Raw genomic sequence first — 20,266 nt, 5'->3', positions numbered from 1 at the left:
CACTTTCCTAAAAGTACCCGTCAGAACGGAATATCGTCATCCATCTCATCGAACCCGCCGCCGGCCGGCGCGCTCGGACGGCTCTGACCGCCGCCACCGCCGCCCGACGCACGGCCAGCACCACCGCCGCCACCGCCCGACATGCGGCCACCACCGCCACCGCCGCGCTCCATCGACTCACCACGGCTATAACCGCCGTCATCGCCACCACCGGCGCCGCCCGCGCCGCCGCGGCCACCCAGCATCTGCATCTGTTCAGCGACGATTTCCGTCGAGTAACGGTCGGTGCCGTCCTGCGCCTGATACTTGCGCGTGCGGATGCGGCCTTCGATATACACCGCGGAGCCCTTCTTCAGGTATTCCGACACAATTTCAGCAAGGCGCCCGAAGAACGAAATGCGGTGCCATTCCGTCATTTCCTTGAATTCACCCGACTGCTTGTCCTTGTAGCGATCGGTCGTGGCAAGGCGAATGTTCGCCACTGCGTCGCCGCTCGGAAGATAACGAACTTCCGGATCGGAACCCAGATTGCCGACGAGAATGACCTTGTTCACGGATGCCATGAGTTTCTCCTGTTGATTCCGTTGCCGGCGACGCGGCGCCGATGGCGCTTCGCGCCCCGGCCGCCTGTGTCAGTGAACGGAAAGCGCGCCGCTGCGCCCCGATTGACCGCCGCCTTGTAAATTCGTGCCGTAAAAGCTCTATGCCTTGCGTGGCGGCTGTTTCATGCTGGCCGCGATTATAAGCCAGCAAGCGACAAGCCCTGAGCATGCAAAAAACACGGCGCTCTGTCCATCCACTTTCAAAAGCCAGCCGCCGATCACACCGCCCATTGCAAGGCCGATCGACTGCGTGGTGTTGTAGACGCCGGCCGCCGCGCCCTTGCGGGTGCCCGGCGCCAGCTTCGACACCAGCGAAGGCTGCGAAGCCTCGAGAATATTGAAGCCGAGAAAGTAGACGAACAGAATCGCTGCCACAGTCAGAATGGTATGCGGTGCGATGCCGAGAAGTAACTGTCCGATCAGGATAAGACCAATCGCACCCAGCAGCACCGGCTTCATCTTGCCGCGCTTTTCCGCGGCGATGATCGCCGGGACCATCATCACGAACGCCAGGCCCATCACGGGCAGGTAAATCTTCCAGTGCGACGAAACGGGCAGGCCGCCCGCTTCCAGAATGCGCGGCACGACGAGGAACAGCGCGGTCTGCGTGGCATGTAGCACCAGCACGCCGAAGTTCAGACGCAGCAGTTCCTTGTTGTGCAGGACTTCGTGGAACGGCGCGGGCACATGCACGGGCTTCGGCGCATCGGGAACGATCCACAGCACCACACCGATCGCGAGAATCGAGAAAATGCCGACCAGCGTGAACAGGCCGCTCATGCCGAGGTAGTGGAACACAATCGGCGCGCCGACGATCGCCACCGCAAACGACACGCCGATCGAGCCGCCCACCATCGCCATCGCCTTCGTGCGATGCTCTTCGGCCGTCAGATCCGCGATGAACGCGATCACCGCCGACGACACCGCGCCCATCCCCTGGATCACGCGGCCGACGATGATCCACGTCATATCGTGCGCGGACGCGGCGACGAAACTGCCCAGCGCGAAGATCAGCAAACCCATTGCGATGACCGGCTTGCGGCCGATCATGTCGGAAACCCAGCCGTAGAAGATGTACAGCAGCGATTGCGTCACGCCGTACGCGCCAAGCGCAATGCCGACCAGCAACACGTTGTCGCCGCCCGGAATCGTCTTCGCGTAGATCGAGAAGACGGGCATGATCATGAAGAGACCCAGCATGCGCAACGCGAAGATCGCGGCAAGCGACACGGTCGCGCGCAACTCGGGCGCGCTCATGCGTGTGGAGGTGGCGGACGGATTGGACATCGGGAACGGTTATTGAATGAACGGACAGCGAAATCGCGTGGTAGCCCGCATGCACGACGCACGCGCAGCCTCCGACGCTGACCGAGCTTACAACGAGTGCCTGGTGCCTTGCAGAAGGCAGAAATCGCCCTTACCTACGAGCCATTCCCCGCAACGCTGAACCGCGAAAAAACGACGCTTTCGTCTTTGTCAGCACGCCGTTTGCGCACTGTCAGGAAGCCGTAACGGCGGTCTGGAAAAGTCGTTATAGTAGCAGGTTTAGCCTTCTCCTCTTCCCGCCGGTTCATGGAACAAATCCGTATCCGTGGGGCTCGGACCCACAACCTGAAGAACGTCAATCTCGACTTGCCGCGTCACAAGCTGGTCGTGATTACCGGCTTGTCCGGCTCGGGCAAATCGTCGCTCGCCTTCGACACGCTCTACGCCGAAGGCCAGCGCCGCTATGTGGAGAGCCTGTCCGCGTACGCCCGGCAATTCCTGCAATTGATGGAAAAGCCGGACGTCGATCTGATCGAGGGTCTGTCGCCCGCCATTTCGATCGAGCAGAAAGCGACGTCGCACAACCCGCGCTCGACGGTCGGCACGGTCACCGAAATCCACGACTACCTGCGACTTCTTTACGCACGTGTCGGCACGCCGTATTGCCCGGACCACGAAATTCCGCTGGAGGCGCAAAGCGTCTCGCAGATGGTGGACGCCGCGCTCGCGTTGCCCGAAGACACGAGGCTGATGATCCTCGCGCCCGTGGTCGCGAACCGCAAGGGCGAGCACACCGAGCTGTTCGAAGACATGCAGGCGCAAGGTTTCATCCGTTTTCGCGTGCGCTCGGGCGGCGGCACGGCGAACGAAGGCGTAGCGAAAATTTATGAAGTCGACTCGCTGCCGCAGCTGAAAAAGAACGACAAGCACACGATCGACGTCGTCGTCGACCGTCTGAAGGTGCGCGCCGACGCGAAGCAGCGTCTCGCCGAATCGTTCGAAACCGCGCTGCGTCTCGCCGACGGCCGCGCGATCGCGCTCGAAATGGACACGGACAAAGAGCATCTGTTCAGCTCGAAGTTCGCGTGTCCGATCTGCTCGTACTCGCTGCAGGAACTGGAGCCGCGCCTCTTTTCGTTCAACAATCCGATGGGCGCGTGCCCGGAGTGCGACGGCCTCGGCCAGATCACGTTCTTCGATCCGAAGCGCGTGGTCGCGCATCCGTCGCTGTCGCTCGCGGCGGGCGCCGTGAAGGGCTGGGACCGGCGCAACCAGTTCTACTTCCAGATGCTGCAAAGCCTTGCGGCGTTCTTCGAATTCGATATCGACACCGCGTTCGAAGATCTGCCGGAAAAGGTACGCCATATCCTGCTGTATGGCTCGGGCAAGCAGACGGTGCCGTTCTCGTACATCAACGAGCGCGGCCGCACGTCCGTGCGCGAGCATGTGTTCGAAGGGATCATTCCGAATCTGGAGCGGCGTTATCGCGAGACCGACTCGGTCGCGGTGCGCGAAGAACTGGCGAAGTATCAGAACAACCAGGCGTGTCCGTCGTGCGAAGGCACGCGTTTGCGCCGCGAAGCCCGCTTCGTGCGCATCGGCACGGATGGCGACGCGCGCGGCATCTTCGAGGTCAGCGGCTGGCCGCTGCGCGACACACTCGGCTATTTCCAGACGCTGCGGCTCGAAGGCTCGAAGCGCGAAATCGCCGACAAGGTCGTCAAGGAAATCGTCGCGCGTTTGATGTTCCTGAATAACGTCGGGCTCGATTACCTGTCGCTGGAACGCAGCGCCGAAACGCTGTCGGGCGGCGAGGCGCAGCGCATCCGTCTCGCGTCGCAGATCGGCTCGGGGCTGACGGGCGTGATGTACGTGCTCGACGAACCGTCCATCGGCCTGCATCAGCGCGACAACGACCGCCTCATCTCGACGCTCAAGCACCTGCGTGACCTCGGCAACTCGGTGATCGTCGTCGAGCACGACGAAGACATGATCCGTATGGCCGACTATGTCGTCGATATGGGGCCGGGCGCGGGCGAGCACGGCGGCATGGTGATCGCCGAAGGCACACCTGACGAAGTGCAGGCAGACCCCGCGTCGATGACGGGCCAGTATCTCGCGGGCGCGCGCCGCATCGAATTCCCCGATGACCGCAAGGCGCCCGACGAGCGCCATCTGCGCATCATCGAGGCATACGGCAACAACCTGCGACACGTGACGCTCGATCTGCCCGTCGGTCTTCTGACCTGCGTGACGGGCGTGTCGGGCTCGGGCAAGTCGACGCTGATCAACGACACGCTGTATCACGCCGTCGCGCAGCATCTGTACGGTTCGTCGGCGGAGCCGTCGCCGTTCGAGGCGATCGAAGGGCTCGAGCATTTCGACAAGGTCATCAACGTCGACCAGTCGCCGATCGGCCGCACGCCGCGCTCGAACCCCGCCACGTACACGGGCCTCTTCACGCCGATCCGCGAGCTGTTTGCGGGGGTGCCCGCCGCGAAGGAACGCGGCTACGATCCGGGCCGCTTCTCGTTCAACGTGAAGGGCGGCCGCTGCGAATCGTGCCAGGGCGACGGCGTGCTGAAAGTCGAAATGCACTTCCTGCCGGACGTATACGTGCCGTGCGACGTGTGTCACGGCAAGCGCTACAACCGCGAAACGCTCGATATCCAGTACAAGAGCAAGAACATCAGCGAAGTGCTGGAGATGACGGTCGAGCACGCATACGACTTTTTCAAGGCGGTGCCCGTCATCGCGCGCAAGCTGAAAACGTTGCTGGACGTGGGCCTCGGCTATATCCGGCTCGGCCAGTCGGCAACCACGCTGTCGGGCGGCGAGGCGCAACGCGTGAAGCTTTCGCTGGAACTGAGCAAGCGCGACACAGGTCGCACACTGTATATCCTCGACGAGCCGACCACGGGTTTGCACTTCCACGATATCGCGCTGTTGCTCGAAGTGATCCATCGGTTGCGCGATCAAGGAAATACCGTGGTCATCATCGAGCATAATCTCGATGTGATAAAAACTGCCGACTGGGTCATCGATCTCGGCCCCGAAGGCGGCGCCGGCGGCGGTCAGATCATCGCGCAAGGCACGCCGGAGCAGATTGCGAAGTCGAAGGCAAGTTTTACCGGACGGTATCTCGCGCCGCTGTTGCAGCGCGACAAGGCGGCAGACGAAGCGGCAGCAGGCGCGGACTATGCGAAGCAGGTGGACAGTGAAGAATCTGACGACGAAGCGGAGGCAACTGTCATCGAAGGCGCTGCAGAATCGGCGAAACCGGCCGTAAAACCGGCAAGGTCGAAAAAGGCCGTTGCCGCAGATGCGCCGAAACCGGCATCGAAATCGACAGCGAAACCAGCGGCAGGAACAGCAAGAGCAACGGGCAAGGCACCGGCGAAGGCCGGCAAGCCGAGCGTCAAAACCTGAGGTTGGAGACTATACAAAGCCATGGCCAAGCGTAATCCGGCCCGTGATGACGGGCAGGTGCAGGATCTGCGCCCTCGCCCGGTCAGGCTGACCAGCGACATGAGCCTGCCGAAACTGTCGGCGGTCGAAGTCGGCAGCTACATTGTCGCGCTCCTCGCGATGTGGGCGGTGCTCGAACTCAAGCTGCTGGGCGCGCTGCTCGCCGGCATGCTCGTGTTCCAGCTCGTCCATACGCTAGCGCCGCGCATCGAAAAACACATGTCGAGCGGGCGCGCGCGCTGGCTCTCGGTGGTGATTCTCTCTGCGGTGATAGTCGGCGCGCTGACGGGCTTCACCGTCGCCGTCATCGACCACTTCGAGAAGGACGTGCCCAGCGTGCAGAAGCTGCTCGACCAGGCAATGTCGCTGATCGATCAGGCCCGCGGCCGTCTGCCTCAATTCGTCGCGCAGAACCTGCCCGTTTCCACCGAGCAGATGAAGGAAAAAGCCGCCGTGCTGATGCAGACGCACGCGAGCACGCTGTCGCAAGGCGGCAAGAACGCGGCGCGCATCTTCACGCATGTGCTGATCGGCATGATCATCGGCGCGATCATCGCGGTCGGCGCGACCAGGCATATACAGCGGCTGCCGCTGTCGACGGCGTTCATCACGCGCGTCAGCCGTTTTGCCGACGCGTTCCGCCGCATCGTGTTCGCGCAGGTGAAGATCTCGGCGATCAACACGGTGTTCACGGGCATTTTCCTATTGCTGCTGTTGCCGCTCTTTCACGCGCCGCTGCCGATGGCGAAGACGCTCGTCATCCTCACGTTCATCGTCGGCCTGCTGCCTGTGATCGGCAATCTGATCTCGAATACGCTGATCGTGGCTGTGGCGCTGTCGGTGAGCTTTCCGGCCGCTGTGACAGCGCTGATCTTCCTGATCCTGATCCACAAGCTCGAGTATTTCCTGAACGCGCGCATCATCGGCGGGCAGATCGAGGCGCGTGCGTGGGAACTGCTGATCGCGATGCTCGTGATGGAAGCCGCGTTCGGTATTCCAGGCGTGGTCGCCGCGCCGATCTTCTATGCGTACATCAAGCGCGAACTGATCTATCTGCGGCTCGTGTAACGCGACAAACGGGGTGCACACCAACACAAAGGGCGACCGCGAGGCCGCCTTTTTTCATTAGAAGTGGGCGACGATAGCGGCCCGGAAAGCCGCGCGCGACAATTTGTCGCACCCTCGCAACATTTACATTAATGGCACCGCGCCGGAAGTCGCGTCGCGTCGCGTCGCACGGAAATAAAAGACGTCCGTCCTTACGAAACTCTTGCGACATCCCCATTCGCCCCATAAGATGCGAATCGTTCTTATTCGCAAGATATCACGCCGTCATGTCCGCCATTTTTCCGCCGTCCACGGCCGTCGCCTTCGACGGGAGCTGCGCATGAGGCCCGTGCTCGTGCGTCTGCATCGCTGGTTCGGCATCGGCATCGCGCTGTTTCTGTTCGTCGCGGGACTGACGGGTGCGCTGATCGCGTGGGATCACGAACTCGACGCGATGCTCAATCCGACCTTCTTCTATGCGCGCAGCGACGCGCAGCCGCTGCCGTCGTTGGAACTCGCGCGCCGCGTCGAAGCGGGTGATCCGCGCCTTCAGGTGACCTATCTGCCGCTATCCGTCGAACCGGGGCACGCGTTGCAGATGATGGTGCTGCCGCGCGTCGACCCGAAAACGAACCAGCCGTACACGCTCGACTTCAACCAGATCGCCGTCGATCCCGCGACAGGCGCAATCCAGAGCCGCCGTGAATGGGGCGCGCTGTCCGTCGCGCGGCTGAATCTGATGCCGTTCATCTACAAGCTGCACTACACGCTGTTCCTGCCGTTCACGGGCGGCATCGACATCGGTACGTGGCTGATGGGTATCGTCGGGATCGTGTGGATCTTCGATAGCGTGATCGCGCTCGTGCTGTCGTTCCCGAGCGTGAAGGCGTGGAAGAAGTCGTTTGCGTTTCGTGTGCGGCGCGGTGGCTACGCGCTCACATTCGACTTGCACCGCTCGGGCGGTGTCTGGATCTGGGGATTGCTGCTGATGATGGCGGTGACGTCGGTGTCGATGAATCTGTCGGGGCCTGTCGTGCAGCCGGTAGTCAAGTTCTTCTCGACGCTCACGCCGACGCCGTTCACCGATCCGTCGTTGCTGCCCAACGCGAAGCCGAACGAAGCACCGATCGCGCGCGAAGCGATTTTGAACAAAGCGATCCAGGCACGCGCTGACAAGCACATCGAAGCGCCGCCGGGCGCGATCTATTACGCGCCGATGTTTCATGTGTACGGCATCGGCTACTTCGGCGCCGGCGACGACCACGGCGACGGCGGTCTCGGCAACGCGTGGACGTACTGGAACGCGCAAACAGGCCAACCGCTAGGCTCGCAAATTCCCGGCAAGGGAACAGCAGGCGACCTCTTCATGCAGGCGCAATTCCCGCTGCATTCGGGGCGCATTCTCGGCGTCGGAGGGCGAATCCTGATCAGCTGTGTCGGCGTGATGGTCGCCGTGCTGAGCGCAACAGGCCTCTTGATCTGGCTGAAGAAGATGAACGCGCGCCGCCAGGCGTCGAGCGCACGCAAGACAAAGACGCGCGTCGTTCAGACGCAGACGGAAAGCGCGGCTTCGCGCTAACGCATCACCCGTTTCGCCAAATAAAAAACCGGCGCTGCCGATCACGACACGCGCCGGTTTCGAGCAAAACAAAACGAATCAGCGGAACACGACCGTCTTGCTGCCGTTCAGCACGATACGATGCTCGACGTGCCACTTCACCGCGCGCGCCAGCGTCACGCATTCGACGTCGCGGCCAATCGCCGTCAATTGATCCGGCGTCATGCTGTGATCGACGCGCTCCACTTCCTGCTCGATGATCGGGCCTTCGTCGAGATCCGTCGTCACATAGTGCGCGGTCGCGCCGATCAGCTTCACGCCGCGATCGAACGCCTGGTAATACGGCTTCGCGCCCTTGAAGCTCGGCAGAAACGAGTGGTGGATGTTGATCGCGCGCCCGGCCAGCCGTTCGCACAGTTCCGGCGACAGAATCTGCATATAGCGCGCGAGTACGACCAGATCCGCCTTGCACTCGTCGATCACTTCGAGCACGCGTGCTTCCTGCTGCGCCTTCGCGTCCTTCGACGTCAGCGGGAAGTGATGGAACGGAATGTCGTAGCTCGCGGCGAGCTGATAGAACTCCTTGTGATTCGAAATGATCGCCGGAATCTCGATGTTCAGTTGCCCCGTGCGATAGCGGAACAGCAGATCGTTCAGACAGTGGCCGATCTTCGACACCATGAGCACGACGCGCGGCTTCTCGTTCGCGTCGTGCAGTTCCCAGCGCATGCCGAACTGCTCGGCGAGCGTCGTGAACGCAGTGCGCAGCGCGTCGAGACCCGGATCGCCGCCCACCTGCTGGAAGTGGACGCGCATGAAAAATTCACCCGTGTGGCTGTCGCCGAATTGCGCGGAGTCGAGGATGTTGCTGCCGCGCTCGAACAGAAAACCCGACACGGCGTGAACGATGCCGGGCCGATCGGCGCACGACAGTTTGAGAATAAAGCTGTGTTCGGTCGACATGACCTCGGTGACTCCCTTCTTCAGTGCGTGTTTCGTGGTGTACGTCAAGTCGCGTCGTCAGGCGAGAACGGGCGGTGCGAATAGCGCTTCGATGCCTTCGCATGCATCTTCGTCGATCCAGCGACGGCGCAACAGGCAATCGAGCGTCGCGAGGCTTGCATCGACTGTCATCGCGCCTTCTTCGATCGCCTGCGCGACATCTTCGATGCGCGCGAGCCGATGTTCGCCGACTTCGCCATCCTGATTGCGCGGCGCAAAGTCTTCAGGCAACGCGAGGTCGTAGATGAAAATCTGCTCGGCCTGCGTGCCTTCGGGCAACGATTGCAGCACATGCGCGGTGCGTCCGGCGACAGCGCGCGCGGCGATCTCTTCCGGAATGCCCGCTTCCTCCCAGCACTCCTTGACGATCGTCTCGGCGAGGCTGAAGCCCCAGCCGATGCCGCCCGCGACGACGTTGTCGAGCATGCCGGGATCGGTTGCCTTCGTGTCGCTGCGGCGCGCGATCCACAGCTGCGGCGCGCGACCCGTATATTCTACGACGCCGTTCAGATGCACCGCGTACGTCATCGTGCCGAAAAAGCGCGATGCCGCACGCTCGATATAAGCGAGCGGCGGCGCATCGAATGCATTGCGGATCGCATAGGTTTCGTCGCGCCAGCCGGGAATGCAGCCCTCGGCGGCAAGCGCGCCGATCACCGAACCAAGCGCCGCGCTGCGCAGATCGACGGTGCTGAATTGCGGCGAAAGCGCGACCTGCTGCGCATCGATGTCGAACACATCGGGCCAGCGCTGGAGCAGCGGCACATCGCTCGCGCGAACCCAGCCGACACGCTCGCCGTGGATCACAAACGGAACATGCAAGGCGGGATCGAAACGGCGCGCGTCGACGATGCAAGGCAAAGACATGAAAACTCCAGACAGCGTGATGGGTGAAGCGCGAAAAATCAGTCGCGCAGCGCGACGCGAATGCCGATTGCGATAAACGTCGCGCCCGCAAGCCGGTCGAGCCACACGCCCGCGCGCGGCCGGCGCTTGAGCCATCCGCCGATCATGCCCGCGCACACGCCGAACAGCGAGAACACAACGACCGTTTGCAACATGAACAGCACGCCCAGTTCGAGCATCTGCAGCGTGACGCTCTGCGCGCCATGCGGATCGACGAATTGCGGCAGGAACACGACGAAGAACAACGTCACCTTCGGATTGAGCATGTTGCCGATCACGCTCTGACGGAAGATCGACGCGAGCGGTTGCGGCGGACGCTCGTGCGCCGTCGCGAGACCTTTGCTGCGCAGTGCCTTGATGCCGATCCAGATCAGATACGCCGCGCCCGCGAGCTTGAGGACCTCGAACGCAACGGGCGACGAACGCAGCACGGCCGCGATGCCGAGCGCGGCGAGCGTCGTGTGAAACGAAATGCCGGCCGCGAAACCGAGCGCCGCGACGAAGCCTGCCGCGCGTCCCTGCGAAATGCCACGCGCGAGAACCTGCAGATTGTCGGGACCGGGCGCGAACGTGATCGCTATCGACGTCGCGAGGAACAGCAGGAAGTTGGGCATCGCGCTTAAGCTCCGTTCAAGGGACCTGCAAAGGGATCAGTGGCCACCGAACGTCGTGACGGTGAAAAGCGGCAGGCCCGCTTCACGCAGCAGCTTCGAGCCGCCGAGATCGGGCAGATCGACAATCGCCGCGCCTTCGATCACCGTCGCCCCGAGACGCTCCAGCAGCTTCTTGCCCGCCATCATCGTGCCGCCCGTCGCGATCAGATCGTCGACGATCACGACGCGGTCGCCAGGCTTGCAGGCGTCCTCGTGAATCTCGACAGTCGCCGTGCCGTATTCGAGTTCGTACGATTCAGACACCGTCTTGTACGGCAGCTTGCCGATCTTGCGGATCGGAATGAAACCGAGGTTCAGCTCGTACGCGAGAATCGGCCCGATGATGAAGCCGCGCGCATCGAGCCCCGCGACATAGTCGAGCTTCTGGTCGATATAGCGCTGCACGAACAGATCGATCAGCACGCGCAGCGTCTTCGGCTTTTGCAGAAGCGGAGTGATATCGCGGAACTGCACGCCGGGCTGCGGCCAGTCGGACACCGTGCGGATCTGGCTGTTGATGTAATCGGCCGGATCGAAAGGCTGATTCGCAGGCGCGTTGGACATGATGACTCCAGACGGGTCCGTCAAGACCCTGATATTTCCAGTGAATTGCATGAATGCCGCGCGCGTTCGTCTAGCGTGGGAACGGCGCAGCGTGATCTACGGTGAAGAATGACAGCAAGCGTCAGGCCGCCGCCGCGCCCGCACGCCGATGCTTCGACAAACGTTCTTCAGCTTCGGACAGCGCTTCGGGCAGGCCGCGCAGCACGACGATGTCGCTCGCGCGCAGCTTGGTCGACGGATCGGGCTCGACGCCGCGAATGCCGTGCCGGCGAATCGCTGTGACGTCGACGCCAAGATCGAAAAGCCCGAGTTCTTCGAGCGTGCGCCCGACAGCATCCGCCTTTTCGTCGACGGGCACCGATTGTAGCCGCACCTGCTCGTGACCATCGTCGTCCTCGACGTCGTCCGCGCCGTGGAAGTAGCCGCGCAACAGACTATAGCGCTCGTCGCGCAGTTCCTCGACGCGCCGCACGACGCGCCGCATCGGCACGCCCATCACGACGAGCGTGTGCGACGCCAGCATCAGACTGCCTTCGACGATCTCCGGAATCACTTCCGTCGCGCCCGCGGCGAGCAGCTTTTCGAGGTCGGAATCATCGACGGTGCGCACGATCACGGGCAGCGTCGGTTCGAGTTCGTGGATGTTGTGCAGCACGCGCAGCGCGGACGGCGTGTTCGCATACGTGATCGCAACAGTCGCCGCGCGATGGATACCCGCCGCAAGCAGCGACTCGCGCCGCCCGGCGTCGCCGAACACGACTGACTCGCCCGCCGCTGCTGCAGCGGCGACGCGGTCTGGATCGAGGTCGAGTGCGACATACGAGAGGCCTTCGTGCTCCAGCATGCGCGCGAGGTTCTGCCCGGCGCGGCCGTAACCGCAGATGATCACGTGGCCGCTTTGCTTCAGGCTTTGCGTCGCGATGCGCGTCATCTGCAACGACTGCATCATCCATTCTGTCGACGACACGCGCAGCACGAGACGATCCGCGTTCTGGATCATGAACGGTGCGGCGAGCATCGACAGCAGCATCGCGGCGAGAATCGCCTGCAACAGCGTCGCGTCGACGAGATGTTTGTCGAGAATCAGGTTGAGCAGCACAAAACCGAATTCGCCCGCCTGCGCGAGCCCGATACCCGTGCGCATCGCCACGCCCGGCGTCGCGCCGAAGAGACGCGCGAGGCCCGTGATCATCACCGCTTTCAGCAGCACCGGGCCGATCAGGAACGCGAGCACGATCAACGGATGCTGCCAGATCACCATCGGATTCAGCAGCATGCCCGTCGTCACGAAGAACAGACCGAGCAGCACGTCGCGAAACGGCTTGATGTCCTCTTCCACCTGATGCCGGTAAGGCGTCTCGGCGATCAGCATGCCCGCGATGAACGCACCGAGCGCGAGCGACAGGCCGAATTTATCGGTGATGAACGCGGCGCCGAGCGTCACCAGCAGCAGGTTCAGAATGAACAGTTCCTGCGAGCGCCGCCGTGCGACCACGTTGAACCAGCGCGTCATGAACTTCTGGCCAACGATTAACAGCAGCGCCAACGCGATCACGATCTTGATCGACGCGATGCCGAGCGACTTCATCAGCTCTTCCGGATTGCCACCGAGCGCCGCGATGATGATCAGCAGCGGCACCACGGCCAGATCCTGGAACAGCAGCACACCGAAGATATTGCGGCCGTGCTCGGTTTCGATTTCGAGCCGCTCCGCGAGCATCTTGCTGACAATCGCCGTCGACGACATCGCGAGCGCGCCGCCCAGCGCAACGCTCGCCTGCCACGAGATATGCACCCAGCGTTCGAGCACGAAGCCGAGCGTGACCGCGATGGCAATCGTGCCGAGCACCTGCAACAGCCCGAGGCCGAACACGAGCCGGCGCATCGAGCGCAATTTCGCCAGCGAAAACTCCAGCCCGATCGAGAACATCAGGAACACGACGCCGAATTCGGCGAGGTTCTGCGCGCCGACCGAATCCGGCACGATGCCTAACGCGTGCGGCCCCACCACGATGCCGACGGACAGATAGCCGAGCATCGGCGGCAGGTTCAGATAGCGGAACACGACGACGCCCACAACTGAAGCCAGCAGCAGGAACAGCGTCATTTCGAGCGGGGAAATCATCGGCAAAAGCGCATTGAAAAGAGCATCCTGGTTCGTCGGCGGAGCCACGCGCAAACGCCCGCGCAGCAAGGTTCAGGGGCCCGTGAAGGCAATGTCCGGAAAGGTCGCTCCCGGCGCGGCGAACAAGCGCCTTTGCTATACTCCCCGGATGATAGCGAAAATCAATGGCGACCGGGCACTTGCGCTCGCTCGCGACGTGCTGGACATCGAAGCGGACGCCGTGCGCTCCCTTCGCGATCATCTCGACGATGCGTTCCTCGAAGCAATCGACTTCATTCTCGGCTGCCGTGGGCGTGTCGTCGTCTCCGGCATCGGCAAATCCGGTCATATCGCGCGCAAGCTCGCAGCGACGCTCGCGAGCACGGGCACGCCCGCGTTTTTCGTGCATCCCGCCGAAGCTAGCCACGGCGACCTCGGCATGGTGACGGCCGACGATGTATTCATCGGTATGTCGAATTCCGGTGAATCGGAAGAACTGGTTGCGATCCTGCCACTCGTCAAGCGCCTCGGCGCGAAGATGATCGCGATGACGGGCCGCCCTGGTTCGAGCCTCGCCAGGATCGCCGACGTGCATCTATATTGCGGCGTCGAAAAGGAAGCGTGTCCGATGAATCTCGCGCCGACGGCCAGCACCACGGCCGCGCTCGCCCTCGGCGACGCGCTCGCGGTCGCCGTGCTCGAAGCGCGCGGCTTCGGTGCCGATGATTTCGCGCGCTCGCATCCGGGCGGCGCGCTCGGCCGGCGCCTGCTCACCTACGTGCGCGATGTGATGCGCACGGGCGACCAGGTGCCTAAGGTGCTTTCGGACGCGACCGTGCGCGACGCGCTGTTCCAGCTTACGGCCAAACGCATGGGCATGACGGCTATCGTCGACGAAAACGAGCGAGTCACGGGCATCTTCACCGATGGCGACCTGCGCCGCGTGCTCGAGCGCGACGGCGATTTCCGCGCACTATCGATCGATTCCGTGATGACACACGGCCCGCGCACGATCGGTCCCGACCGCCTCGCTGTCGAAGCCGTGGAACTGATGGAGCGCCACCGGATCAATCAGATGCTGGTCGTCGATGAAGCAGGCAAGTTGATCGGCGCGCTCAACATGCACGATCTGTTTTCGAAGAAGGTGATCTGATGGCTCCCGCCCTGACCGCAGCCGAACGCGCAAGCCGCGTGAAGCTGATGATATTCGACGTCGATGGCGTACTCACCGACGGCAGCCTGCTGTTTACGGCCGAAGGCGACACGATGAAGGCGTTCAACTCGATGGACGGTCACGGCGCCAAGCTGCTGCGCGAGGCAGGCATCGACACGGCAATCATCACGGGGCGCAAGTCGGGCATCGTCGAGAAGCGCGCAGAGAATCTGCGCATCACGCATGTGTATCAGGGCGTCGAACACAAGCTCGCGGCATTTGAGCAACTGCTGAAGGAAACGGGCCGCACGCCGGAAGAATGCGGCTACATGGGCGACGACTGGGTTGATCTCGCCGTGATGCTGAAAGTCGGCTTCGCGGCCGCACCGGCAAACTCGCATCCCGAAGTGATCGCCCGTGCGCACTGGGTCAGCGAAGCGCGCGGCGGCCACGGCGCGGTGCGCGAAGTGTGCGACGCGCTGTTGCGCGCGCAAGGCCGCTATGACGCGTTGCTCGCAGCCGCATGCAGCGGCGAGGTGCAGCGAGGCCTCGTCGGATGAACCGGTTTCGCTGGACCTCGCTGATCCCGCTCGTCGCGATGGCGGCGCTCGCCGGCATCACGTACTGGCTGCTGCAGGCTACGCTGCCGCGCCAGGACGAAGGCGTGGTCAGGCCGAAACAGCACACGCCGGACTATTTCGCGGACAACTTTTCGATATCCGAACTCGATCAGTCGGGCGCGACGCAATACCGCCTCACCGCGTCGAAGCTCGTCCACTACGAGGACGACGAAGTGAGCGACCTCACCATGCCCGCGATTCGCGCGTTCCAGCCGGCCAAACCCGTCGTCACAGCGACGGGCGACCGCGGCACGGTGAACGGCGACGCGTCGATCGTCGATCTGTACGACAACGCGCGCATCGTGCGCGACGCGGGTTTCGGCGACCCGAGAATGCAGGCCGATTCCTCGCATTTCCGCGTGCTCGTGAACGACGATGTCATCGAGACGGAAAAGCCGGTTAAACTTCAGCGCGGCCAGTCGATCATGACGGCCAGCGGTATGAACTACAACAATGTCACCCGGGTCATCCAGCTATTCGGCAACGTGCGTGGCGCCATCGCCCCCGTCGACTCCGGCAGTTCCCAGAAGTAACCCGGGTAAATCCAATTCCAGCGTGACTGCATGAACGAATCGTTCCCCCGTTTTGAGTCCGGCCGCATGCGCGCGTATCGCACGAGCCGCGCCGGGCTTGCGGCACTGTTGATCGCCTTGCCGCTTGCCGGTTTTGCGCCGCTCGCGCACGCCGAACGCGCCGACAAGGACAAACCGCTCAATATCGAAGCGGACAACATGACGTATGACGACCTCAAGCAGGTCAACATCTTCACCGGCCACGTGGTCGCGACCAAAGGCACGATCGTGATCAAGGCGGACCGCGTCGAAGTGACGCAGGACCCGCAGGGCTATCAATATGCAACGGGCACGTCGACGGGCAAGAACCTCGCGTACTTCCGCCAGAAGCGCGACGGCTCCGATGAATACATCGACGGCGATGCCGAACGCATCGACTACGACGGCAAGCAGGACCTCACCACGCTGACGACGCGCGCAACCGTGCGCCGCCTGCAAGGTCTGAACACGATCATGGACGAAGTGCACGGCAGCGTCATCACATACGACGGCCAGAACGACTTCTACACCGCGAAGGCCGGCAAGGACGTCGCAGGTCCGGGCAATCCGAACGGCCGTGTGCGCGCGATGCTGTCGCCGCGCAATGGCGGCGCCCAGCCGATCAGCGGCCCGTCGGCGACGCTGCAACCGACCAACCAATTCCAGGGACAAGGAACGACGAAGCCGTGAGCGCCCCCGCCCTTCCCCATCGAAAGCCGGCAGGCACCAGCAGTTCGCTCGTCGTCCGCAATCTGAAGAAGCGCTATGGCTCGCGCACGGTCGTCAAGGACGTCTCGCTCGACGTGAAGAGCGGCGAAGTGGTCGGCCTGCTCGGTCCGAACGGAGCCGGCAAGACGACGTCGTTCTACATGATCGTCGGCCTCGTGCCGCTCGACGCGGGCGAGATCGATCTCGACGGCAAGTCGATCAGCCTTCTGCCCATTCACAAGCGCGCGTCGCTCGGCCTGTCGTATCTGCCGCAGGAAGCGTCCGTGTTCCGCAAGCTCTCCGTCGAGGAAAACATCCGCGCCGTGCTGGAGCTGCAATTCGGCGAGGACGGCAAGCGTCTGTCGAAAGACGCGATCGCGTCGCGGACGGAAGCGCTGCTCGACGAACTGCAGATCGCGCACTTGCGGGAGAACCCTGCGCTGTCGCTGTCGGGCGGCGAGCGCCGCCGCGTCGAGATCGCGCGCGCCCTCGCCACCAATCCGAGCTTCATTCTGCTCGACGAACCGTTCGCGGGCGTCGACCCCATCGCGGTGCTGGAAATCCAGAAGATCGTGAAGTTCCTGAAGCAGCGCAACATCGGCGTGCTCATCACCGATCACAACGTCCGTGAGACACTCGGTATCTGCGATCACGCATATATCATCAGCGACGGTAGCGTGCTCGCGGCCGGCGCGCCCGGCGACATCATTGAAAACGAGAGCGTGCGCCGCGTCTATCTGGGCGAACACTTCCGCATGTAATACGCGCACGCGGCTCGTGGACGCCGCGTGCAGCGCCCTCACGGCCTGATCCCAGGCCGTTTCAATACACGGGTTCAGTAATTTTGACGGGCTACGCTGGCGCGGTATCGCTCGCGTTATCGCCCGCGTAGTCGGCCGTCCGCGCCAAAATCTGGTGCACACGCGTTTTTGCGGGTGTCGCAAGGTATCGCGGTCGTGGCAAACTCTCTACAATGAATCACACATTGCCATGAAAGCCAGCCTCCAACTCCGCCTGTCGCAGCATCTTGCGCTGACACCACAACTGCAACAGTCCATCCGGCTGCTGCAGCTGTCTACGCTTGAACTGCAACAGGAAGTGTCGATGGCGATCTCCCAGAATCCGTTGCTCGAAACGGAGGACGACTGGATCGCGAGTCCGTTGCGCGTCGCCGCCGACGGCACGGTCATCTCGCAGACGTCGCAGAACACCTCGCCGGAAGGGATGTCGAGTTCGCCACCGTCTTCGTCGTCGTCCACTTCCTCCGGCGACAGCCAGGAGAGCGGCGAACCCCAAGGCGTCGACGAATACAACGGCATGGGTTCGGACTCGAACTCGGATGCGAACCAGTGGAATCTCGACGACTACGGCCGTTCGGGCAATGCATCGGACGACGACGATCTGCCGCCGCTGCAAATCCACGAATCGACCACGACGCTGCGCGATCACCTGACTGCTCAACTTCGTGTAACGGGAGCAAGCGCACGCGACCGCGCACTCATCACGTTCCTGATCGAATCACTCGACGACGACGGCTATCTGACGGCCACCTTCGACGAAATCCTCACCGATCTCCCCGACGAACTGGAAGTCGATACCGACGAACTCAACGCGGCCCTCGCCTTACTGCACAGCTTCGATCCCGCGGGTGTCGGCGCGCGTTCGGCGTCCGAATGCCTGCGTTTGCAGTTGTGCCGGCTCGAGCCGTCGCCCACGCGCACGCTCGCGCTCGACATCGTCGCGCATCATCTGGAGTTGCTCGCCGCGCGCGACTTCACGCGTCTGCGCAAATACCTGAAGGCAAGCGACGACGATCTGCGCGAAGCGCATGCGCTGATCCGCTCGCTGGAGCCGTTCCCGGGCGCGGCCTACGGCAAGGCCGAAGCGGACTACGTTGTGCCTGACATCATGGTGCGCAAAACGGCACAGGGATGGCAGGCGGAACTGAATCCGGAAGTCGTGCCGAAACTGCGTATCAACCATCTGTACGCGAATATCCTGCGCAACAATCGCGGCGATCCGGGCAGCGGTTCGCTGCGGCAGCAACTGCAGGAAGCGCGTTGGCTGATCAAGAATATCCAGCAGCGGTTCGAGACGATCCTGCGTGTCGCACAGGCAATTGTGGAGCGTCAAAAGAACTTTTTCGCTCACGGCGAAATTGCCATGCGCCCCTTGGTTTTGCGGGAAATAGCTGATACGCTGGGTTTACACGAGTCGACGGTCTCACGTGTGACAACCGGCAAGTACATGCTCACCCCATTCGGGACGCTTGAATTTAAGTACTTCTTCGGATCGCACGTATCCACCGACACGGGGGGCGCGGCCTCTTCAACGGCCATTCGCGCACTCATCAAGCAACTGATAGGAGCGGAAGACACCAAATCTCCTCTTTCAGACAGCCGCATTGCCGAACTGCTGGCGGAACAGGGTTTCGTCGTCGCTCGCCGTACCGTTGCGAAATACCGCGAAGCACTGAAGATCCCAGCAGTCAATCTGCGCAAGTCTCTTTAGCCCGCTACCTCCTGTGGCGGGTATTTTCCGGCCGCGCCGCTGTTTGGCGGAGCAGGCTGGCCGATGCGACCTGCCAGCAGCCTGTCAAACGGGGGACGGCGTGGCAGATCGAGGGAATCGACCGGCGCTCGCGCGATTCATGCGGACCAGGCGGCCACTAGCTTGGAGAAGCACTATGAATCTGAAGATCAGTGGACACCATCTCGATGTAACGCCAGCGTTGCGAGAATACGTGATCACCAAACTTGACAGGGTGCTAAGACATTTCGATCAGGTGATCGATGGCAGTGTGGTCCTCTCGGTCGACAACCACAAGGAAAAGGAAAAGAGGCAAAAGGTTGAAATCAACCTGCATCTGAAGGGCAAGGACATTTTTGTCGAAAGCTGTGATGGCGACCTGTACGCCGCGATTGACCTGATGATCGACAAGCTGGACCGGCAAGTCATTCGTCACAAGGATCGCCTGCAGGGCCATCAACACGACGCGATCAAGTATCAGCCACTGGCGGCACAACCCGAAGTGCCACCGCAATAAGCCAGTAGAGGCTTTTGCTTAGCCCCGCGAACCGCCCGATATCGGGCGGTTTTTGTTTAGGCGCATGTTGCTTGCGGCGCGTGGTGTTTCATGGGCGTGGTTCGCAGTCCCGCACGATCCGCAGGGCACGGCAATTTTGAGTCATGGCGCGGCGCACCATCGGCAGCAACCCTGTTCTATAATAAATCGGTTACCTTCGGGGTCTTTGTCCAGCCCGAGCCCTGCACAAAGGGATCATTGCGGGTCTCAAGAGCAGGGTTCGTCGCGCGTCGCTGGATTCGCCATGAGCAGCTGCGAGGCATGGAACGCTTTTCAATCGCCACTGCGAGGAGAAACCAGGCGACCTTTGCGCCTGTCAACATGAATCGTTTAGCCAAATATCTTCCCCTCGAAAACGTCGTCGTCGGTCTCGCGGTTACAAGCAAGAAGCGCGTATTCGAGCAAGCGGGCCTGATCTTCGAAAACCAGAACGGCATCGCCCGCAGCACAGTGACTGACAATCTGTTCGCGCGCGAGCGCCTCGGTTCAACGGGGCTCGGCGAAGGCGTCGCGATCCCGCACGGCCGCATCAAGGGCCTCAAGCAGCCGCTTGCAGCGTTCGTGCGCCTTGCCGATCCGATCCCGTTCGAGTCGCCGGACGGCCAGCCCGTTTCGCTGCTCATCTTCCTGCTGGTCCCCGAACAGGCGACGCAGCAGCACCTTGAAATCCTGTCGGAGATCGCCCAACTGTTGTCGGATCGCGAAGCGCGCGAACGGTTGCACACAGAAGAGGACCGCGAGGCGTTGCATCGCCTGCTGACTCAGTGGCAACCTTGACGTATCGGCGGCGTTTCGCGGCTGAAAGCGTAGGAGTCACGGCGCCGGAGCACCGCGTTTGATTCGAGGCTTGCGGCGAAGTCCGGCAAACCGGCGTTGCCGCGAGCCGAACATGTTCCGTGCACGCCGTCGCAACACTGGCAACAGCGGACCGGCAACAGCCGGCGCGCAGCGAGCAGGCGGCAGACAATAGCACGCCGGC

At 62.4% G+C, this 20,266-nt stretch carries 18 protein-coding genes; 11 read left to right on the top strand and 7 right to left on the bottom strand.

All coding sequences use genetic code 11. The annotated features are described in order from the left end of the window. Window positions 1-20 precede the first annotated feature (20 nt). Both C2L64_RS01890 and C2L64_RS01885 read right to left on the bottom strand, forming a co-directional pair. On the bottom strand, window positions 21-563 hold the full coding sequence (locus tag C2L64_RS01890; RefSeq protein ID WP_007579717.1) for a single-stranded DNA-binding protein: 543 nt from the start codon (window positions 561-563) through the stop codon (window positions 21-23). A gap of 138 nt (window positions 564-701) precedes the next feature. Next, window positions 702-1,889, bottom strand: coding sequence for an MFS transporter (locus C2L64_RS01885; protein ID WP_007579716.1), 1,188 nt, complete (start codon window positions 1,887-1,889; stop codon window positions 702-704). 285 nt (window positions 1,890-2,174) lie between these two features. Between C2L64_RS01885 and uvrA the strand changes: the two genes are divergently transcribed. The 3 genes from uvrA (at window position 2,175) to C2L64_RS01870 (ending at window position 7,962) form a co-directional block, all read left to right on the top strand. Beyond that, window positions 2,175-5,297, top strand: coding sequence for an excinuclease ABC subunit UvrA (gene uvrA / locus C2L64_RS01880; RefSeq protein WP_090834980.1), 3,123 nt, complete (start codon window positions 2,175-2,177; stop codon window positions 5,295-5,297). A 21-nt stretch (window positions 5,298-5,318) separates the two neighbouring features. Then, complete coding sequence (locus C2L64_RS01875) at window positions 5,319-6,404, top strand: AI-2E family transporter (protein WP_007579714.1); 1,086 nt, start codon at window positions 5,319-5,321, stop codon at window positions 6,402-6,404. Window positions 6,405-6,723: 319 nt separating this feature from the next. Continuing rightward, entirely contained in the window at window positions 6,724-7,962 is a 1,239-nt protein-coding gene (locus C2L64_RS01870) for a PepSY-associated TM helix domain-containing protein (RefSeq protein WP_079484257.1), read from the top strand. 78 nt (window positions 7,963-8,040) lie between these two features. Here the strand turns inward: C2L64_RS01870 and purU are convergent, their stop codons facing one another. From purU to C2L64_RS01845, 5 genes are all read right to left on the bottom strand, one after another. Next, window positions 8,041-8,904: a formyltetrahydrofolate deformylase gene (gene purU, locus C2L64_RS01865; RefSeq protein ID WP_007743389.1), complete on the bottom strand. Its 864-nt coding sequence runs from the start codon at window positions 8,902-8,904 to the stop codon at window positions 8,041-8,043. 57 nt (window positions 8,905-8,961) lie between these two features. Further along, window positions 8,962-9,810 (bottom strand): NUDIX hydrolase, encoded by an 849-nt coding sequence (locus C2L64_RS01860; protein WP_007743387.1) that lies wholly within the window; start codon window positions 9,808-9,810, stop codon window positions 8,962-8,964. 38 nt (window positions 9,811-9,848) lie between these two features. Continuing rightward, a complete protein-coding gene (locus C2L64_RS01855) occupies window positions 9,849-10,463 on the bottom strand; it encodes a LysE family translocator (RefSeq protein ID WP_007579710.1) in 615 nt (204 codons plus the stop codon). Between the two features lie 36 nt (window positions 10,464-10,499). Then, window positions 10,500-11,066 carry an adenine phosphoribosyltransferase gene (locus C2L64_RS01850; RefSeq protein WP_007579709.1) on the bottom strand — a complete coding sequence of 189 codons (567 nt, stop codon included), beginning with the start codon at window positions 11,064-11,066 and terminating at the stop codon, window positions 10,500-10,502. A gap of 121 nt (window positions 11,067-11,187) precedes the next feature. Continuing rightward, on the bottom strand, window positions 11,188-13,191 hold the full coding sequence (locus tag C2L64_RS01845) for a monovalent cation:proton antiporter family protein (protein ID WP_090835050.1): 2,004 nt from the start codon (window positions 13,189-13,191) through the stop codon (window positions 11,188-11,190). A gap of 148 nt (window positions 13,192-13,339) precedes the next feature. Here C2L64_RS01845 and kdsD point away from each other — a divergent pair, with 148 nt between their 5' ends. The 8 genes from kdsD to C2L64_RS01805 all read left to right on the top strand — a co-directional run bounded on the left by kdsD (window position 13,340) and on the right by C2L64_RS01805 (window position 20,064). Beyond that, window positions 13,340-14,323, top strand: coding sequence for an arabinose 5-phosphate isomerase KdsD (gene kdsD, locus C2L64_RS01840; protein WP_090834979.1), 984 nt, complete (start codon window positions 13,340-13,342; stop codon window positions 14,321-14,323). Continuing rightward, window positions 14,323-14,883 (top strand): KdsC family phosphatase, encoded by a 561-nt coding sequence (locus C2L64_RS01835; protein WP_007579706.1) that lies wholly within the window; start codon window positions 14,323-14,325, stop codon window positions 14,881-14,883. Before kdsD ends, C2L64_RS01835 begins: the two co-directional genes overlap by 1 nt. Continuing rightward, window positions 14,880-15,476 (top strand): LPS export ABC transporter periplasmic protein LptC, encoded by a 597-nt coding sequence (lptC, locus tag C2L64_RS01830; RefSeq protein WP_090834978.1) that lies wholly within the window; start codon window positions 14,880-14,882, stop codon window positions 15,474-15,476. The genes C2L64_RS01835 and lptC overlap by 4 nt, the downstream gene beginning before the upstream one ends. Window positions 15,477-15,506: 30 nt before the next feature. Further along, window positions 15,507-16,184: a lipopolysaccharide transport periplasmic protein LptA gene (gene lptA, locus C2L64_RS01825; protein ID WP_007579704.1), complete on the top strand. Its 678-nt coding sequence runs from the start codon at window positions 15,507-15,509 to the stop codon at window positions 16,182-16,184. Next, complete coding sequence (gene lptB / locus C2L64_RS01820; RefSeq protein WP_007579703.1) at window positions 16,181-16,963, top strand: LPS export ABC transporter ATP-binding protein; 783 nt, start codon at window positions 16,181-16,183, stop codon at window positions 16,961-16,963. The genes lptA and lptB overlap by 4 nt, the downstream gene beginning before the upstream one ends. A gap of 229 nt (window positions 16,964-17,192) precedes the next feature. After that, a complete protein-coding gene (locus C2L64_RS01815) occupies window positions 17,193-18,713 on the top strand; it encodes an RNA polymerase factor sigma-54 (RefSeq protein WP_090834977.1) in 1,521 nt (506 codons plus the stop codon). Between the two features lie 175 nt (window positions 18,714-18,888). Next, window positions 18,889-19,248: a ribosome hibernation-promoting factor, HPF/YfiA family gene (gene hpf / locus C2L64_RS01810; RefSeq protein WP_007579701.1), complete on the top strand. Its 360-nt coding sequence runs from the start codon at window positions 18,889-18,891 to the stop codon at window positions 19,246-19,248. 300 nt (window positions 19,249-19,548) lie between these two features. Beyond that, complete coding sequence (locus C2L64_RS01805) at window positions 19,549-20,064, top strand: PTS sugar transporter subunit IIA (RefSeq protein ID WP_079484248.1); 516 nt, start codon at window positions 19,549-19,551, stop codon at window positions 20,062-20,064. Window positions 20,065-20,266: the final 202 nt, after the last annotated feature.

Origin of the sequence: Paraburkholderia hospita (genome assembly GCF_002902965.1) — a bacterium.
Taxonomy (GTDB): Bacteria; Pseudomonadota; Gammaproteobacteria; order Burkholderiales; family Burkholderiaceae; genus Paraburkholderia; species Paraburkholderia hospita.
This window is presented reverse-complemented; position numbering and strand designations above follow the sequence as displayed.

Excerpts from the sequence above, each read along its gene's own strand:
- C2L64_RS01870 (WP_079484257.1), top strand. The coding sequence starts at position 6,724 with ATGAGGCCCGTGCTCGTGCGTCTGCATCGCTGGTTCGGCATCGGCATC.
- C2L64_RS01815 (WP_090834977.1), top strand. The coding sequence starts at position 17,193 with ATGAAAGCCAGCCTCCAACTCCGCCTGTCGCAGCATCTTGCGCTGACA.
- kdsD (WP_090834979.1), top strand. The coding sequence starts at position 13,340 with ATGATAGCGAAAATCAATGGCGACCGGGCACTTGCGCTCGCTCGCGAC.
- C2L64_RS01850 (WP_007579709.1), bottom strand. The coding sequence starts at position 11,066 with ATGTCCAACGCGCCTGCGAATCAGCCTTTCGATCCGGCCGATTACATC.
- C2L64_RS01835 (WP_007579706.1), top strand. The coding sequence starts at position 14,323 with ATGGCTCCCGCCCTGACCGCAGCCGAACGCGCAAGCCGCGTGAAGCTG.
- uvrA (WP_090834980.1), top strand. The coding sequence starts at position 2,175 with ATGGAACAAATCCGTATCCGTGGGGCTCGGACCCACAACCTGAAGAAC.
- C2L64_RS01860 (WP_007743387.1), bottom strand. The coding sequence starts at position 9,810 with ATGTCTTTGCCTTGCATCGTCGACGCGCGCCGTTTCGATCCCGCCTTG.
- hpf (WP_007579701.1), top strand. The coding sequence starts at position 18,889 with ATGAATCTGAAGATCAGTGGACACCATCTCGATGTAACGCCAGCGTTG.
- C2L64_RS01805 (WP_079484248.1), top strand. The coding sequence starts at position 19,549 with ATGGAACGCTTTTCAATCGCCACTGCGAGGAGAAACCAGGCGACCTTT.
- C2L64_RS01890 (WP_007579717.1), bottom strand. The coding sequence starts at position 563 with ATGGCATCCGTGAACAAGGTCATTCTCGTCGGCAATCTGGGTTCCGAT.
- C2L64_RS01845 (WP_090835050.1), bottom strand. The coding sequence starts at position 13,191 with ATGATTTCCCCGCTCGAAATGACGCTGTTCCTGCTGCTGGCTTCAGTT.
- lptC (WP_090834978.1), top strand. The coding sequence starts at position 14,880 with ATGAACCGGTTTCGCTGGACCTCGCTGATCCCGCTCGTCGCGATGGCG.
- C2L64_RS01885 (WP_007579716.1), bottom strand. The coding sequence starts at position 1,889 with ATGTCCAATCCGTCCGCCACCTCCACACGCATGAGCGCGCCCGAGTTG.
- C2L64_RS01855 (WP_007579710.1), bottom strand. The coding sequence starts at position 10,463 with ATGCCCAACTTCCTGCTGTTCCTCGCGACGTCGATAGCGATCACGTTC.
- purU (WP_007743389.1), bottom strand. The coding sequence starts at position 8,904 with ATGTCGACCGAACACAGCTTTATTCTCAAACTGTCGTGCGCCGATCGG.
- C2L64_RS01875 (WP_007579714.1), top strand. The coding sequence starts at position 5,319 with ATGGCCAAGCGTAATCCGGCCCGTGATGACGGGCAGGTGCAGGATCTG.
- lptA (WP_007579704.1), top strand. The coding sequence starts at position 15,507 with ATGAACGAATCGTTCCCCCGTTTTGAGTCCGGCCGCATGCGCGCGTAT.